Genomic DNA, 17,797 nt, shown 5'->3' on the forward strand with positions numbered 1-17,797 from the left:
CCCTCACCCGGAACGCATCTGACGATGCGTTCCGACCTCTCCCCGCGCGCGGGGAGAGGTAAAGCGAGGCCGCATGTCACACCGGGCCTCGCTGACCCGTCATGACATCGGGGCCATTGGAAAGAGGAAATGCCTGACATGTACCACTACACCGCCATCGTCACCTGCCTTGCGGTCGCGCTGCACTTCTTCTTCGCGCTGCAGGTCGCCCGCGCCCGCGCGGTCTACGGGGTCAAGCTGCCGGCGATCACGGGAAATCCGGATTTCGAGCGCATCTACCGCATCCAGATGAACACGCTGGAATGGATGCCGATCTTCCTGCCGTCGCTCTGGCTGTTCGCGGTCTATGTCGGCGATGCCGCCGCGGCGGCGGTCGGCGCGATCTGGGTGATCGGCCGCATCGTCTATTTCATCGGCTATCGCGAAGCAGTGGCAAAACGCAGCCCCGGCTTCGCCATCCAGGCGCTCGCCTGCGTCATCCTCTGGGTTGGCGCGATCGGCGGCGCGGTGTGGCGGCTGGCGCATTGAAGGCGCGGTCGCGCCATAACCACTACCGTCGTCCTGGCGAAAGCCAGGACCCATATGTGGACGGCCCCCGTGGCACAAGAGCTGTTTGGTGAGATCGGATCGCTTGCATCCATATGTCCGGCCTGTTGGGTGCGATCGAATGGATCGCTGGCCAAGATGGTTTGCGCGATGCGAGTTCCAAACAACCACGCGGCCTGTTGGCGGCCGATGGGTCCTGCGGACTGTCTCGCATCGTTGCTCGATCGATCGCTCCATCTGCTCTTGCAGCTCCGGTCGGCCGGCGAGCGAGCCCGCCGGCTAATCGATTAGGCGGCGGCTGTCATGGGATTCATCCGTGCCGCCTCGTAACTCTCGCCCGTTGCCATCAGCTTCCAGGCGATACGGGCCACTTTGTTGGCGAGCGCCACGGCCGCAAGCTTCGGCGGCTTGCGCTTGATCAGGGCCAGCAGCCAGCGCGAGTGATGACCGCGTCCCCGCCTGGCCTGCTGGATCACCGCTGTGGCCCCGACCACCAGCAGACGGCGCAAGTTCTCATCGCCAGCCCGCGTGATCTTGCCAAGCCTGGTCTTGCCAGCGGTGGAGTGGTCCTTGGGTGTCAATCCCAGCCAGGCCGCAAAATGACGACCAGAACGGAACGTGCGCGGATCAGGTGTCTTCATCACCAGCGCGGTTGCAACGATCGGACCGACCGAGGGGATCTGAGCCAAGCGCCGGCCCGTGGCATCGGCGCGGTGCCAGGCCATCAGCTTGGCCTCAACCGCCTCCAACTCACCCTCGAGCCTGACGCGCTCCCGGCCCAGCACCACAAACAGCTCGCGCGCCAGAACCGGAAGCGTCTCGTCCTGCGCAATCCGCACCAGCAGGGGTTCGATCGCGTCCAGTCCCTTGGGGGCGATCAGGCCATACTCCGCCGCGTGGCCGCGTATCGTATTGGTCAGCTGGGTGCGCCGGACGATCAATCCGTCGCGGACACCCATCAGCATCAGCGCGGCCTGCTGCTCGGCCGTCTTCACCGGCACGAAGCGCATGCTCGGCCGGCTCATCGCTTCACACAGGCCTTCTGCATCCCGCCCGTCATTCTTGTTCCGCATCACGTAGGGTTTGACCAATTGCGGTGCCATCAGCTTCACCTCGTGACCGAGCTTGGAAAGCTGACGCGCCCAATGTTGCGAAGCCCCGCAGGCCTCCATCCCGATCACAGTCGGCGGCAATTTGGCGAAGAACTCCAGCACTTGTTTGCGCGACAGCTTCTTGCGCAGCACCACCTGCTCCGCCGCATCAACCCCATGCAGCACAAAAATATACTTCGACGTATCAATCCCAATGCGGATAATCTGGTTCACGGACGGCTCCCATGTATGAGATCTAGACAACCTCATTCTGGCACACTGATGCCGTAGGGGGCCGTCCACACCATCAACCACAGAGCGTGGTTATGGGCAATCTGATGGCCACAGCGTGGTGCAACAACATCCAATCGGGGTAATGGGTCCCCTGAGTTCACAAACGAAGTGCAACACTTCCTTGAGGAGGTGTTGCCATGGGGCGGACTTACAAGCAGCTCTCTCTGGACGACCGATGCGAGATTGCCTGCCTATCGGCCAATGGCAGCTCGGTCCGGCAAATCGCGGCAGCTCTGGATCGCTCGCCATCAACGATCTCTCGGGAACTGAGGCGCAATCGGGGGAGCCAGGTCGGCTACAAGCCGAGCTATGCCCAGCACCAGATGCGAGCGCGGCGCTGGACGGGCGGACGCCTCGAACGGGAGCCCGGCCTGCGCCGCGCGGTGTTGCAACGCCTTCGCCGCGGCTGGTCGCCCGAGCAGGTCGCTGGCCGGCTGGCCCGCGAGTGCGGGCGCAAGGTGATCTCCCACGAGACCATCTACCGCTTCATCTATGGCCAACTCAGGCGCACCACGGACTTCAACTGGCGGCGCTATCTGCCGCGCGCCAAGAGCAAGCGCGGCTGCCGCGGCAAGCGGGGCGGCAGCCCCGCAAGCTTCATCGAAGGCCGTGTACCCTTGGCAAATCGGCCGCTCGAAGCGGCCGACCGCAGCGTGCCCGGACACTGGGAGGCCGACCTGATGATGTTCTCGAAATACGGTCAGGCCGTGCTGGCCGTGCACGAGCGCACCTCGCGGCTGCTGCTCGGCATCCGCCTTGCCAGCAAGGTCGCGCGCGGTGTCGCCCGCCATCTCGTGGGCTTCTTCGCGACCCTTCCACAAGAGCTGCGCCAGAGCGTTACCTTCGACAACGGCACCGAGTTCGCCGGTCACCTGGCGCTGCACCGCCTCTCGATCGCGACCTTCTTCTGCGATCCCCATGCCCCCTGGCAGAAGGGTGGCATCGAGAACGCCATCGGCAGGATGCGCCGCTTTATTCCCCGCAAGACGGATCTCGTAACCCTCTCGACCGCCAGATTCCGCCAGTTCATCGCCGCCTACAACAACACCCCGCGCAAATGCCTTGACTACCGCACGCCTGCCGAGTCCTTTGCTCAAGTGTTGCACTTCGAATGTGAATCCACCTCCTGGCTTTCGCCAGGACGACACCACCCGTGGATATTCGCCTCACTTGGTCAGCGGGCAGCCGCTTTCCTTGGCGGTGAAGAAGGCCTTGTCGCCGGGCACCACGGCGATCTGCTTGTAATAGTCCCACGGCTTCTTCGATTCCGAGGGCTTCTTGACCTCGAACAGATAGAGGTCGTGCACCATGCGGCCGTTCGCGAGCACCTTGCCCTTGGCGAAGGCGTCATCGACCGGCAGCTCCTTCAGCTTGGCGGCGACCGCCTCGCTGTCCTTGGTGCCGGCGGCCTTCACCGCCTTCAAATAGCTCAGCGTCGCCGAATAGGTGCCGGCATGGATCATGCTCGGCATCCGGCTGGTGCGCTTGAAGAAGCGCTCGCTGAAGGCGCGCGAGGCGTCGTCGTGGTCCCAGTAGAAGCCCTCGGTGAGCACGAGACCTTGCGCCGCCTCGAGCCCGAGACCGTGCACCTCCGACAGCGTCATCAACAGGCCGGCAAGCTTCTGGCCGCCGCGCACGATGCCGAACTCGGCCGCCTGCTTGATCGAGTTGGTGGTGTCGAGTCCGGCGTTGGCGAGCCCGATGATCTTGGCCTTCGAGCTCTGCGCCTGCAGCAGGAAGGACGAGAAGTCCGACGAATTGAGCGGCACGCGGACCGAGCCGACCACCTTGCCGCCCTTTGAGGTGACGATGTCGCTGGTGTCCTTCTCCAGCGCGTAGCCGAAGGCGTAGTCGGCGGTCAGGAAGAACCAGGTGTTGCCGCCGGCTTCCGTCAGCGCACCGCCGGTTCCGACGGCGAGCGCGCGGGTGTCATAGGCCCAGTGGAAGCTGTAGGGCGTGCAGGCATCGCCGGTGATACGGGAGGTCGCCGCGCCGACCACGATGTCGATCTTCTTCTTTTCCTTCGACAGCTCCTGCACCGCGAGCGCGACCGACGACGTCGTGAGCTCGGTGATCATGTCGACGTTCTCGACCTCGTACCAGCGCCGCGCGATCGCGGTCGCAAGATCCGGCTTGTTCTGATGGTCGGCGGTAACGATCTCGATCTTCTGTCCCAGCACCTCGCCGCCGAAATCCTCGACCGCCATCCGCGCGGCTTCGAGCGAATATTTGCCGCCGTAGTCGGCATAGACGCCGGACTGATCGTTCAGGATGCCGATCTTGACGCCCTGGGCCATCGCCGGCGCCGCAAGCATCAGGCTGCAGGCCGCGACCGCGGCCAAAAATCCGGACTTCATTCTATGCTCTCCCAGCAGTTTCTATCAGGAAAAATCGGCGCGACATTATTTTATAACCCCACGCCTGCCCATCTCTTTCCGCTCAGCCAAAAGTATGGGCTCGCGTCGACAGCACTTGCTAACTTCCCGTCACCCTGAGGAGCGCGGAACGCGCGTCTCGAAGGGTCGACGGCCCGGCCGGTGGCCGTGCGTCTTTCGAGACGCCTGCTTCGCAGGCTCCTCAGGATGACGGGGAAGGACTTGCTGCTGCGGAACGTTGGGTGCCGCCCTCACCCCGCCACGGTTGCCTTGGGCTCGGCCGGCTTGCCCTCGTTCTTTCCTTCCGCGAGGTTGCGCACCACCATGTAGAAGATCGGCGTGAAGACCAGGCCGAACAGGGTGACGCCGAGCATGCCGAAGAACACGGCAACGCCGACCGCCTGCCGCATCTCCGAGCCCGAACCGGTCGACACCACCAGCGGCAGCACGCCGAGGATGAAGGCGAACGAGGTCATCAGGATCGGCCGCAGACGGAGCCGGCAAGCCTCGATCACCGCGTCCAGCCGCGACCTCCCCTCGAGCTCGATGTCGCGTGCGAACTCGACGATCAGGATCGCGTTCTTGGCGGCCAGCCCCACCAGCACCACGAAGCCGATCTGGGTCAGGATGTTGACGTCCTGGCCCATCAGGCGCACGCCGATCGTGGCCGCGAACAGGCACATCGGCACGATCAGGATCACCGCGAACGGCAATGTCCAGCTGCCATATTGCGCGGCCAGCACCAGATAGACGAACAGCACGCAGATCGGAAACACGTAGAGGCCGGCATTGGCGCCGGTGACCTGCTGGTAGGACAGGTCGGTCCACTCGAACGAAAAGCCGCTCGGCAATGTCTGGTCGGCGAGCTGCTTGATGGTGTTGAGCGCCGTCGTCGAGCTCACGCCCGGTGCCGGCTCACCCTGTAGTTCGGACGCCGAGTACAGATTGTAGCGCGCGACGCGGTCGGGTCCCGAGACGTCCTTGAAGTCCACGATGCTGCCGAGCATCACCATGTCGCCGGCGACGTTGCGGGTGCGCAGCCTTGCGAGATCGGGGCTGTCTTTCCGGAACGGCAGATCGGCTTGCGCGGTAACGTGATAGGTGCGGCCGAACAGGTTGAAGTCGTTGACATAGGTCGAACCAAAATAGGTCTGGATCGTGTCATTAATGTTGGCGATCGGCACCCCAAGCTTCTGCGCCTTGACGCGATCAATGTCGACGAACAGCTGCGGCGTGTTCGCGGTGAACGGCGAGAACACCGACGTGAGAGACGGCGATTTGCGCGCGGCTGTCACCAGTTCATCGGTCGCGGAAGCCAGCAGTTCGGGTCCGCGCCCCTGCCGGTCCTGGACGCGGATGGTGAAGCCACCACCGGTGCCGATGCCGGGCACGGCCGGCGGCGGAATGACGATGATGAAGGCGCCCTGGATCACCGACAGACGCTTGCGCAATTCGGCCGTGATCGCGTTCGCCGTCAGCCCCTTCTTCAGGCGCGCCTCCGGCTCGTCGAATACCGGGAACAGCGCCGCGGCGTTGCCCTGCTGCGTGCGCGTCGCACCGGAGAAGCCGGCGAACGCCGCGACGCGAACGATGCCCGGCGTATCCAGCGCGATCCGCTCGATCTCGCGCACAACAGCGGTGGTCCGCGCCAGCGACGCGGCGCCCGGCAGTTGCGCCGAGATGATGACGTAGCCGCGATCCTGCGCCGGAATGAAGCCCTGCGAGGTGGTCGCGAGCAGCCAGCCGGCGCTGCCGATCAGTACGAGGTAGAGCGCAAGCATCACCACCGTATGCCGGATCACGAAGTCGGCCACCGATGCATAGCCGTGCGCGAGCCGGTCGAACACCCGGTTGAACAGCGCGGTGAAGCTGTCCCAGCCGCGCGCGATGATGTTCCAGCGCGCCGGCGGGCGTTTCTCCTCATGCGGCACCAGGATCTGCGAGGCCAGCGCCGGCGACAGCGTCAGCGAGCAGAAGCAGGAGATCGCGGTCGCGACCGCGATGGTGACCGCGAATTGCTGGAAGAACTGCCCGGAGATGCCGCCGAGGAAGGCGGTCGGCACGAACACCGCGCACAGCACGAGCGCGATCGAGACCAGCGCGCCGCCGACCTCCTCCATGGTCTTGAGCGCAGCGTCGCGCCTGCTCATGCCGTGCTCGAGATGCCGCTCGACATTCTCGACCACCACGATGGCGTCGTCGACCACGATGCCGACCGCCAGCACGAGGCCGAACAGTGTCAGATTGTTGATCGAGAAGCCGAGCGCGGCCATCACCGCGAAGGTGCCGACCAGCGACACCGGGATCGCGATGATCGGGATGATCGCAGGCCGCCATCCCTGCAGGAACACCAGCACCACGATGACGACGAGCGCCATCGCCTCGTAGATCGTCTTGATCAGCTCGTGGACCGATTGGGCGATGAATTCGGTCGGGTTGTAGCCGATATTGTAGTCGAGCCCCTTCGGGAAACTCGCCTTCATCCGCTCCATCGTGTCGGAGATGCTCTTGGCGGTCGCGAGCGCGTTCGATCCGGGCCGTTGCGTCACCAGCAGCGCGACGGCGGATTTGCGCAGCAGGAAGCTGTTGGTGGCGTAGGACAGCGCGCCGAGCTCGACGCGGGCGACGTCGCGCAGACGTACCGTGCGGCCGTCGGAGCCGGCCTTCACCACGATGTCCTCGAACTGCCTGATGTCCTTGAGGCGGCCGGTGAAGACGAGGTTCGGCTGGAATGCGCGATCGGCGATCGGCGGCTCGGCGATCTGGCCGCCGGCGATCTGCAGGTTCTGCGCCCGGATCGCCGCCAGCACCTCGGTCGAGGTCAGGCCGAGATTGGCGATCCGGTCGGGATCGAGCCACAGCCGCATCGAATAGTCGCGCGCGCCGAACATCTGGATGTCGCCGACGCCATCGAGCCGCAACAGCTGGTCGCGGACCTGCAGCAGCGCGTAGTTGGAGATGTAGAGCTGGTCGAACGTGTCGTCGGGCGACAGCATGAACACGACCATCAGGATGTCGGGCGAGTTCTTGCGCGTGGTCACGCCGTTGCGCTGCACCTCTTCGGGCAGCCGCGGCTGCGCGATCGCGACGCGGTTCTGCACCAGCACCTGGGCCTTGTCGAGGTCGGTGCCGAGCTTGAAGGTCGCGGTGATGGTGAGCTGGCCGTTCGACGTCGCCTGGCTGTAGAGATACAGCATGTCCTCGACGCCGTTGATCTCCTGCTCGATCGGCGCAGCGACGGTATCGGACACAGTCTGCGCCGAGGCGCCCGGATATTGCGTGGTGACCACGACGGTCGGAGGCACCACTTGCGGATATTCCGAGACCGGCAGCGTCGGATAGGCGATCGCGCCGACGATCAGCAGCACGATCGACAGCACCATCGCGAGGATGGGCTGGTTGATGGAGAGCCTGCCGAGATTCATGGTTTGGCACCTGCGGCGGGCTTGTCAGCGGCCGCGGGCTTGTCGCCTGCCGCGGGCTTGGAATCCGCCGGAGCCTGCGCCATCTTCGGCGTCACCTTGGCGCCGACGCGGGCGCGCTGCAGGCCGTCGACGATCACGTGATCCTCCGCCTTGAGGCCTTCGCGGACGACGCGCAGGCCATCGTCGAGCGGCCCGAGCGTGACAGCTCTTGCTTCCACCGTATTGTCGTCCTTGACCACGAACACGATCTTGCGCGACTGGTCGGTGGCAACAGCGCTGTCCGGGATCAGCAGCGCCTCATAGGGCGAGGAGCCGATGATGCGGACGCGGCCGAACTGGCCGGGCAGGACCGACAGATCCTTGTTCGGAACGACCGCGCGGCTGCGCAGCGTCGCGGTCGAGACGTCGAGCCGATTGTCGAGGAAGTCCATCTTGCCCTCATGCGAGGGCTTGGTTTCGCCGGTCAACGCGATCTGCACCGGGTTCGCCGTGTCGCGCGAGCTCGGCCGCCTGCCTTCGAACCACAGCTTGCTGTTGCGCTGATAGGTCGCCTCGTCGACGTCGAAATAGATGTAGATCGGATCGAGCGACACGATCGAGGTCAGCAGCGTCGCGCCGCCCTCGCTGCCCTGCACGAGATTGCCCGGAGTGACCAGATGCCGGCTGACGCGGCCGGTGATCGGCGCCAGCACATGGGTGAATTCGACATTGAGCTGCGCGGCCTTCAGCGTGCCTTCGGCCTGGGTCTCGGCGGCGCGCGCCGCCTGCAATGCCTGACGGCGCTGATCGACGACTTGCTCCGAGACCGCGCTGGTCTGCACGAGGTTCAGCCCGCGCTCGAGATCGCGCTTGGCAAGCTCCCCCTTGGCGCGCGCGTCGGCCAGCTGGCCTTCGGCCTGCAGCACGACCGCCTCGAACGGCCGCGGGTCGATAATGTAGAGCAGATCGCCGGCGTGGACGATCGCACCATCCTTGAACTCGACGCTGTTGACGAAGCCGCCGACACGGGCGCGGACCTGAACCTCCTCGATCGCCTCGAAGCGGCCGGTGAACTCGTCCCAGTCGGTGACGGTGCGCTTGACCGGCTGCGCGACGGTCACGGGTGGCGGCGCAGGCGCGGCCTGCGATTGCGCGCTCTTGTTGTCGCAGCCGCCGAGCGCCAGCGCCGCCAGCAGCCCGATCGGCGCAAGGCCAAGCCAAGGCCTGAGCGACAGGCCGCGTGAGGCATGGCGGCGAAGCGAATGACGCTCGACGCCGGTCACCGGAGCCACACGCCCCGTTCTGTCAATCGAACTCAATTCCCTCTCCCCAAGGATCAGTGCAGGGCTACGAAAGTCGCAATTAAACTTGCGGTGATTCAACGCGGATGGACCACCGCAATGTCGCGGCAGCGGACGTCACAGATGTAGCCGCTCCCCAGTCTGTTCAAGATGGCCGCCGGATCAAGCGAATAGTTGCGCAATCTGAAAGCCTTACGACGTGATCGCGAAGCCGTGACGACAGGAAGGGACAGATTCACTGGCCTTTCGGGTGAGGAGAGATCACAGACGGCTTGCCGGGAATCAATCCCAAGGCGAATCACCGACACATGTTCGTCACACAACGACAATTCCGCCTGCGGCGCAGAAACCACCGGGGGTCGCACAAGATTAAAAATGGTCGAGTTCCCACACTCTACCTCCCGCTGCATGGCCGAATCGTGGTTAACGGCGCGGTGTCACGTGGACACACATTGACACTCGGAAGCATCGACAATACGGTCGTGGTTGCCAACCGGTAAATTTTCTTGGCCGCCGCGCTTTTCTCGAACATTCATTGGGCTTTTCTCGCGGCGTGAGTGAGTGGAAGCGATTACGTAATGGCAAGCGCATTTGAACTTGCTGATGTCGGGACTCCGCAACCGTCGCGGTGTCCGCATATTGCGAGCGGACCGGTGCGATCTCGGATCGCAAGTGATCAACCTCAACGTGTGAACTGCTTCACACCTCGTCGTCCCCAAAAATTGTAGTTAGTTGATCGGCTTTCACGCCGATCGCGGGAGTGCTCATGACGACCATACCTGCCTATACAATCGGTGGTTTAACCCGCCCCGAGCTTCATCTCGATCCGAGCGGCAATATCATTCTGGATCCGGCCGCGCAGGCGTTCGTCAATACGTATGGTCTGCAATATCTTTACCTGGGCTGTCCTCCCGGCACGCCGTGGCCGCCGGTGCCCGGCTTCCTATCGCCTCCGACCGACGCCAATTCCGGCGCCAACACGGTCGTTGAGGGCGCCGCAGCCAGTACATCGGTCGGCATCACCGCGCAATCCACCAGCCTGATCGGTCTTCCGGTCACCTATTCGCTGGCGTCCGATTCCTCGCATGGCGGCTTCAAGGTCGATCCGAATACCGGCGTCGTGTCGATTGCCGATCCCTCCAAGGTCGATTTCGAGAGCTCCGGCGGCAGCTACGTTGTCAATGTGCAGGCGACCGACGGTATCTTCGTCTCGTCGCAGAGCTTCACGATCGCGGTCAGCAATGCGCCGCCCTCGACACCGACCGACGGCAACGCCACCGCCAACGCCGTCAACGAGGGCGCCGCGGTCAACACCTCGGTCGGCATCACCGCGTCGTCGGCCGACGTCAACGGCCCCGGCGTCACCTACTCGCTGACATCGGATTCCTCCAATGGCGGCTTCAAGATCGATCCCACCACCGGCATCGTCACCGTCGCCAATTCCGCCAAGATCGACTTCGAGACCGCGCCGGGCCACGCCTACACCATCACGGTCCAGGCCAGCGACGGCCATGGCGGCGTCAGCTCGCAGAGCTTCACGATCAACGTCAACGACGTGGCGGTCAGCACCCCGGTCGACGTCAATGCCGCCGCCAACAGCGTCGTCGAAGGCGCAGCCGTCAACACGCTGGTCGGCATCACCGCCTCCGCGGTCGATCCGAACGGCCCCGCAACCACCTATTCGCTGACCGGCGACACCTCCGGCGGCGGCTTCACCATCAATGCCACGACGGGTGTCGTCACCGTCGCCGATCCGAACAAGCTCGATTACGAGAGCGCGCCGGGCCACGCCTACACCATCACGGTGCAGGCGACGAGCGGCGCGACCACGACGACGCAAACCTTCACGATCGGCGTGACCGACGCCCCGCCGTCGGCTCCCACCGACTCTGACGCCGCGACCAACACAGTGGTCGAAGGCGCCGCCATCGGCACCGCCGTCGGCATCACCGCGCACGCCACCGACATCAATGGCGGCACCGTGACCTATTCGCTGGTCGGTGATGCCCACGGCCTCACCATCAACGCCGCGACCGGCGTCGTCACCGTCGCCGATCCCACCAAGGTCGATTTCGAAACCGCGCCCGGCCACGCCTACACGATCACCGCGCAGGCCAGCGACGGCACGCAGACCAGCACGCAGACCTTTACCGTCAACGTCACCGACGTTGCGCCGTCGGCCCCGGTCGACAGCAATGCTGCCGCGAATACCGTCGTCGAAGGCGCGGCCGTCGGCACCACGGTCGGCGTCACCGCATCCTCGACCGACATCAACGGCCCGGCGGTAACCTATTCGCTGACCGGCGACAGCTCCGGCGGCGGCTTCACCATCAACGCGACAACAGGCGTCATCACCGTCGCCGACCCGAGCAAGCTCGATTACGAAAGCGCGCCCGGCCACGCCTATACCGTCACCGCGCAGGCCAGCGACGGCACCCTTGCGACCTCGCAGACCTTCACCATCGCCGTCACCGAAGCCCCGCCCTCGACCCCGGTCGACAGCGACGCCAGCGCCAATGCGATCGCCGAAGGCGCCGCCAACGGCTCGACCGTCGGTGTCACGGCGTCGTCGATCGACGTCAACGGCCCGCCGGTGACCTATGCGCTGATCGGCGACACCTCCGGCGGCGGCTTCACCATCGACGCGACAACCGGCGTCATCACCGTCGCGGATAGCACCAAGGTCGATTACGAGAGCAGCGGTCCGACCCATTCCTACACCGTCACCGCGCAGGCCAGCGACGGCACGACGGCGAGCTCGCAAACCTTTACGATCGCCGTCACCGACGTCGCGCCGTCGACCCCGGTCGACTCCGACGCCGGCGCCAACACCGTCATTGAAGGCGCAGCCAACGGCTCGACCGTCGGTATCACCGCGTCGGCGACCGACATCAACGGTCCGGCCGTGACCTATTCGCTGATCGGCGACAGCTCCGGCGGCGGCTTCACCATCAATGCCGCAACCGGCGTCGTTACGGTCGCCGATTCGAGCAAGCTCGATTTCGAAAGCTCGGGCGGCAGCTACACCGTCACCACGCAAGCCAGCGACGGCACGCTGGCGAGTTCGCAGACCTTCACCATCAACATCGCGGATGTTGCGCCATCGACGCCGGTCGACGGCGACGCCGCCGCCAACAGCGTTGTCGAAGGCGCGGCCGCCGGCACTGCGGTCGGCATCACCGCGCATGCGACCGACGTCAACGGCCCGGCCGTGACCTGGTCGCTGATCGGCGACACCTCCGGCGGCGGCTTCACCATCGACCCGACGACCGGCGTCATCACCGTCGCCGACCCGACCAAGATCGATTATGAGGGCAGCGGCCCGACCCATTCTTATACGGTGACCGCGCAGGCCAGCGACGGCACGCTGGCGAGCTCGCAGAGCTTCACCATCGCCGTCAACGACGCCGCACCGTCGACCCCGGTCGATGCCGACGCCGGCACCAACACGATCGCCGAAGGCGCTGCCAACGGCTCGACCGTCGGCATCACCGCGGCGGCAACCGACGTCAACGGCCCGGCCGTGACCTGGTCGCTGATCGGCGACACCTCCGGCGGCGGCTTCACCATCAACGCGACGACGGGCGTCATCACCGTCGCGGACAGCTCCAAGATCGATTACGAAAGCCCGGCCGGGCACGCCTACACCGTCACCGCGCAGGCCAGCGACGGTTTGCTCACGAGCTCGCAGACCTTCACCATCGCCGTCACCGACGTCGCGCCGTCGACCCCGGTCGATGCCGACGCCGGCGCCAACCGCGTTGCGGTCAACGCACCGGTCGGCGCGGGAACCAGCGTCACGGCATCCTCGACGGACGTCAACGGCCCCGCCGTGACCTATTCGCTGGTCGGCGACACTTCCGGCGGCGGCTTCACCATCGATGCGACCACCGGCAAGATCACGGTCGCCGATCCCAGCAAGATCAACATTGCCGACCCGTCCTATGACGTCACGGTCGATGCGAGCGACGGTACGCTGCACAGCCAGCAGACCTTCACCATCGCCGTCGTGGTCGACCAGGCGCCGGTCGTCACCGCCGGCCACACGCTGAACTACACCGAGAACCAGGCCGCGACCGTGATCGATTCGGCGATCACCGTCACCGACGGCGATGACGCCAATCTGGTGTCCGCGACGGTGCAGATCACCGGCAACTATGCCAGCGGCCAGGATGTCCTCGGCTTCACCAACCAGAACGGCATCACAGGCTCGTTCAATGCCGCGACCGGAACGCTGACGCTGACCGGCTCCTCCAGCGTCGCGAACTACCAGGCCGCGCTGGCGTCGGTGACTTACATCAACAGCAGCGACAATCCGTCCGGGCTGGCGCGCACCGTCACCATCACGACCAATGACGGCACGCTCGACAGCTCGCCGGTCACCGACACCATCAACGTCACCCCGGTCAACGACCCGCCCGTCGTCACCGCCGGTCACACCCTCAATTACACCGAGAACCAGGCCGCGACCGCGTTCGACCCGGCGATCATCGTGTCCGACGTCGACAACACTACGCTGACCGGCGCGACGGTGCAGATCACCGGCAACTACGCCAACGGTCAGGACGTCCTCGCCTTTACGTCCCAGAACGGCATCACCGGCTCGTTCAATGCGGGAACCGGCATGCTGACGCTGACAGGCACCGCCAGCGTCGCCGATTATCAGGCGGCGCTCGCCTCGGTGACCTATCAGAACACCAGCGACAACCCGTCGGGCCTGGCGCGCACCGTCACGATCATCGCAAACGACGGCACGGCGACCTCCACGCCGGTTACCGGCACCATCAACGTCACGCCGGTCAACGATCCGCCGGTCACGACCGCCGGCGGCACGCTGAACTACACCGAAAACCAGGCCGCGACCGTGATCGATGCGTCGGTCAACGTGACCGACGTCGACAGCGCCAATCTGACCGGCGCGACGGTGCAGATCACCGGCGGCTTCGCCGCCGGCCAGGACGTGCTGGGCTTCGTCAACCAGAGCGGCATCACCGGCTCGTACAATTCCGGGACCGGCGTGCTGACGCTGACCGGCTCCGCCAGCGTCGCCAACTACAAGGCCGCGCTCGATTCCATCACCTATTTCAACTCGAGCGACAACCCATCCGGGGCGGATCGCACCGTCAGCTTTACGGTCAACGACGGCACCGACAGCAGCAACACCTCGACCTCGACCATCCACGTCACGCCGGTCAACGATGCGCCGGTCGTGAGCTTCGGTGCCATCACCGGCTTCTCCGAGCCGCCGAACGGCACGCCGGCAGCGAACTCGACGCCGGTCACGATCACGCCGAACCTGACGATCACGGACGCCGAAGACAATAACCTGACCAATGCGACCTTCGTTCTGAACAATCTGAAGCCGTCGGATGCGCTGTCGATCGCAGGCCACGCCGGCAACAGCGGCGATATCGGCGGCATCCACTTCGAGATCACCAGCACCGCCGGTACCGAAACGATCAGCTTCACCGGTACCGACACGCTTGCGCACTACAATGCGGCGCTGGACCTGATCCAGTTCAACAACACCAGCGAAAACCCCGACACCACCGCGCGCTCCTACAGCCTGACCGTGCACGATGACGGCGGTACCGCGAATGGCGGCAGCAACACCGGGACGGGATCGACGACGGGAAGCGTCACCGCGGTGGACGACGGACCCACCGCGTCGGTGCCGGCGGACAATTCGATCGGCACGGCATTCTCGCACACCGACTTCGCGATTTCAGGACTTTCGGTCGCCGACATCGATGCCGCCAGCGGCAACGTCACGGCGACGATTGCCTCAAGCCATGCGAACCTGACCTTCAATACCGCCGGGCTCGCCAGCTCCACCAACAACAGCAGCCACACGGTGACGCTGACCGGCACCGTCGCACAGGTCAACACCGCGCTGGCGACCTTGACATACAACAGCGACGACGGCTTCACCGGCTCGGATACCGTCACGCTGAACATCAACGACAACGGCAACACCGGCACCGGCGGGCCGCTCACGTCGGGCGCCCAGACCTTCCACGTCGGCGTGGTCCCGCAGGTGTTCTATATCGACAACTCGCCCACGGCGCTGGCCAACAGCGCCAATCTCGGCACCGCGGCCGATCCATACACCTCGATTGCCGCCTTCAACGCGGCGAATCCGGCCGGCTCTGGCGACTATGTCGTGCTGAGGTCCGGCACCTATACCGAGGCCAACGGCATCAACCTCGCCAATGGCGTCAACCTGGTCGGCGGCAGTCACTCCCTGACGTTCACCAATCCGGCGACCGGCGCCGTGGTGACCGCCAACACTGCGACCGGCACCGATCCGGTGATCAAGGTGACCGGCGCCGACAACGGCATCGACCTGCTCGGCACCTCGGGCCACAGCATCAGCGGCGTCAGCATCGATACCTCGGCCTCGACCGGCATGGGCATCAGCGACGACAACAACAATGTCGGCACCGTCACGATGTCCGACATCACGGTCAAGACTGCCAGCGGCACCGGCATGAGCTTCACCCATGGCGGCACCATCACGCTGACCGGCACCAACAACTCCATCACGTCGGGCACCGGCACCGCGCTCGATGTCGAGAACACCCAGATCGGCTCGTCCAACCTCATCCTCAAGAGCATCACCTCGAGCGGCGGGTCCAACAACGGCATCATCCTGTCGAATACCGGCACGGCCGCCGGCAATGGCGGCCTGCACATCACCGGCGACGGTTCGACGGCGGGCAGCGGCGGCACCATCGCCAACAAGACCGGCGCCGACGGCAGCACCACGCAGGGCAGCGGCGTCTACCTGAACAACACCAAGGACGTTCAGCTGTCCTATCTGGCGATGCACGACTTCCAGAACTACGGCATCGTCGGCACCAGCGTCACCGGCTTTACCCTCGGCAACACCACGGTGACCGGCACCAACGGCACCAACGTCGGCGGCATCGGCGAGGGCGACGTCTACTTCACCGGCCTGTCCGGCACGGCGTCGGTGACGAATTCGACCTTCACGGGCGCAGCGCTCGATGCGTTCCACGTCTTCAACAACAGCGGTCAGACACTCAACCGCATCACCATTACCGGCTCGACCTTCGCGACCAATTCGGCGGCCGGAAACAGCTCGGGCGATGCCCTGGTGTTCCAGGCCACCGACGGAACATTCAACGCGACCGTCCAGAATTCGACATTCACGTCGGCGCGCGGCGACCTGTTCCAGCTCGATCTGCACGGCGGCGTCAACTCGGACCTCGTGCTGAACGGAAACAGTTTCTCGAACAACAACCAGAATATCGTCTCGGGCGGCGGCGGCATCACCATCAGCTCCGGCGGGACCGGCGACCACGCCAACCTGACCTTCAACATCGCCAACAATACCATGCGTGATGCCCTCGGCACCGCGCTCGGCATCAGCACGGGATCAGGAGCAAGCTCGTTCAACGGCACGATCGATTCCAACACGATCGGCGTCGCCGGCGTCGCCAACAGCGGCTCCGCCCAGGGCAGTGACATCGGCTTCGTCACGATGGGCGGGGCCAATTCCAGCGTCACGATCACCAACAATCATCTGTATCAGTACAACAACGACGGAATCGAACTGCAGACCGGTGACGCTGCGAACGGCGGCAACGCCCTATTGACCGCGATCGTCATGGGCAACACGGTGTCCAACCCGGGTGCGTTCGGCGCTCATGGCTTCGAACTTAATGCCGGCACGGTCGCGGGCGATGCGCAGAGCGTCTCGCTGACGCTGGGCGGCACCGGCGCCCAGGAAAATCAGTTCCTCGGTTCGGGCGCGACCGGCACCGACATCCGGCTGCGCGATCGGTTTGCCACCACCGTCGGCCTGCACGCGGGCGACGGCTCGTCCTATGGCGGCGGCGCGACCGATACCGCCGCAATCTCGAGCTACGTCCTGGCGCACAATACGGTCACCACGGCGCCGACCATCAGCGTCACGGCGGGCAGCACCAACGGCTTCGGCTCGTCGCCGCTGCTCGCCGCGGATGGCGGCGTGCAGGCCGCCGTCGCGACCCCGGGTGAAACCCACCTGACGCAAAGCCAGCTCGACTCGGTCGTATCGGCGGCCATTACCCAATGGGCAAAGGCTGGCGTGGACGCGGATCAACTGGCCGCGCTGCATGCCGTCACCTTCAGCGTCGCTGATCTCGCCGGCCAGGTGGTCGGCCTGGAAAGCGCCGGCCACATTACGATCGATGCCGATGCCGCCGGCCATGGCTGGTTCGTCGATTCGACACCGTTTGACAATTTTGAGTTCCCCCACGCGCTCAATGCTTCCGGCTCCGATCTGCAGACCGATTCGTCGACGGCCGCAGCCGGTCATCTCGATCTATTGACCGCCGTGGTCCATGAGTTGGGACACGTGCTCGGCCTCCCCGACCTGACGTCATCATCCGATGCCAACGACCTGATGTATATCAGTCTCACCGACGGCGAGCGGCGGCTCCCAACCGCCGCGGATGTCACGCAGGCCAACGTGGGATCGGCGAAGGCGATGCCCATGCAGAGCAGCACATCCTCGACTCTGAACCGCGACGGCTTCGACTTCTCGTCGTTCACCCAGACGCCGTCGCAGGCCAGCACGAGCCACGCGGACCCGGCCGCGAACACCCAGACCTGGTCCGATCTGTTCAGCGGGCACGCCAATGCCGGCACCCCTTGGTGGGTCGGCCATGAGGCGACGTTCGCCGCCATGGGCGGCACGCAAACCGACAACCACGCCCAGTTGCACCATGACCTGATCGTCTGACCGGGCACCGTATCGACTACACAACGCCTGCCGA

At 65.0% G+C, this 17,797-nt stretch carries 6 protein-coding genes and 1 pseudogene; 3 read left to right on the top strand and 4 right to left on the bottom strand.

Annotated features, from left to right (window positions below; translation table 11 throughout):
- The first annotated feature begins 138 nt into the window (after positions 1-138).
- Complete coding sequence (locus ACVIHF_RS32560; protein ID WP_057021220.1) at positions 139-528, top strand: MAPEG family protein; 390 nt, start codon at positions 139-141, stop codon at positions 526-528.
- A 305-nt stretch (positions 529-833) separates the two neighbouring features.
- On the opposite strand, the gene ACVIHF_RS32565 is transcribed toward ACVIHF_RS32560, so the two are convergent.
- On the bottom strand, positions 834-1,871 hold the full coding sequence (locus tag ACVIHF_RS32565) for an IS110 family RNA-guided transposase (protein ID WP_253605065.1): 1,038 nt from the start codon (positions 1,869-1,871) through the stop codon (positions 834-836).
- Positions 1,872-2,068: 197 nt separating this feature from the next.
- On the opposite strand from ACVIHF_RS32565, the pseudogene ACVIHF_RS32570 reads away from it, so the two are divergent.
- A pseudogene (locus tag ACVIHF_RS32570) lies at positions 2,069-3,055 on the top strand (IS30 family transposase); the annotation flags it as partial.
- A 42-nt stretch (positions 3,056-3,097) separates the two neighbouring features.
- On the opposite strand, the gene ACVIHF_RS32575 reads toward ACVIHF_RS32570, so the two are convergent.
- From ACVIHF_RS32575 to ACVIHF_RS32585, 3 genes are all read right to left on the bottom strand, one after another.
- Positions 3,098-4,288 (bottom strand): ABC transporter substrate-binding protein, encoded by a 1,191-nt coding sequence (locus ACVIHF_RS32575; RefSeq protein WP_057021219.1) that lies wholly within the window; start codon positions 4,286-4,288, stop codon positions 3,098-3,100.
- Positions 4,289-4,557: 269 nt separating this feature from the next.
- On the bottom strand, positions 4,558-7,731 hold the full coding sequence (locus tag ACVIHF_RS32580; protein WP_225642972.1) for an efflux RND transporter permease subunit: 3,174 nt from the start codon (positions 7,729-7,731) through the stop codon (positions 4,558-4,560).
- Positions 7,728-8,945 carry an efflux RND transporter periplasmic adaptor subunit gene (locus ACVIHF_RS32585; protein WP_253609858.1) on the bottom strand — a complete coding sequence of 406 codons (1,218 nt, stop codon included), beginning with the start codon at positions 8,943-8,945 and terminating at the stop codon, positions 7,728-7,730. The genes ACVIHF_RS32580 and ACVIHF_RS32585 overlap by 4 nt, the downstream gene beginning before the upstream one ends.
- 832 nt (positions 8,946-9,777) lie before the next feature.
- Between ACVIHF_RS32585 and ACVIHF_RS32590 the strand changes: the two genes are divergently transcribed.
- Positions 9,778-17,763, top strand: a complete 7,986-nt coding sequence (locus ACVIHF_RS32590; RefSeq protein WP_456793138.1) for a cadherin domain-containing protein — start codon at positions 9,778-9,780, stop codon at positions 17,761-17,763.
- The last annotated feature ends 34 nt before the right edge of the window (positions 17,764-17,797 follow it).

This window comes from Bradyrhizobium sp. USDA 4506 (assembly GCF_054058795.1).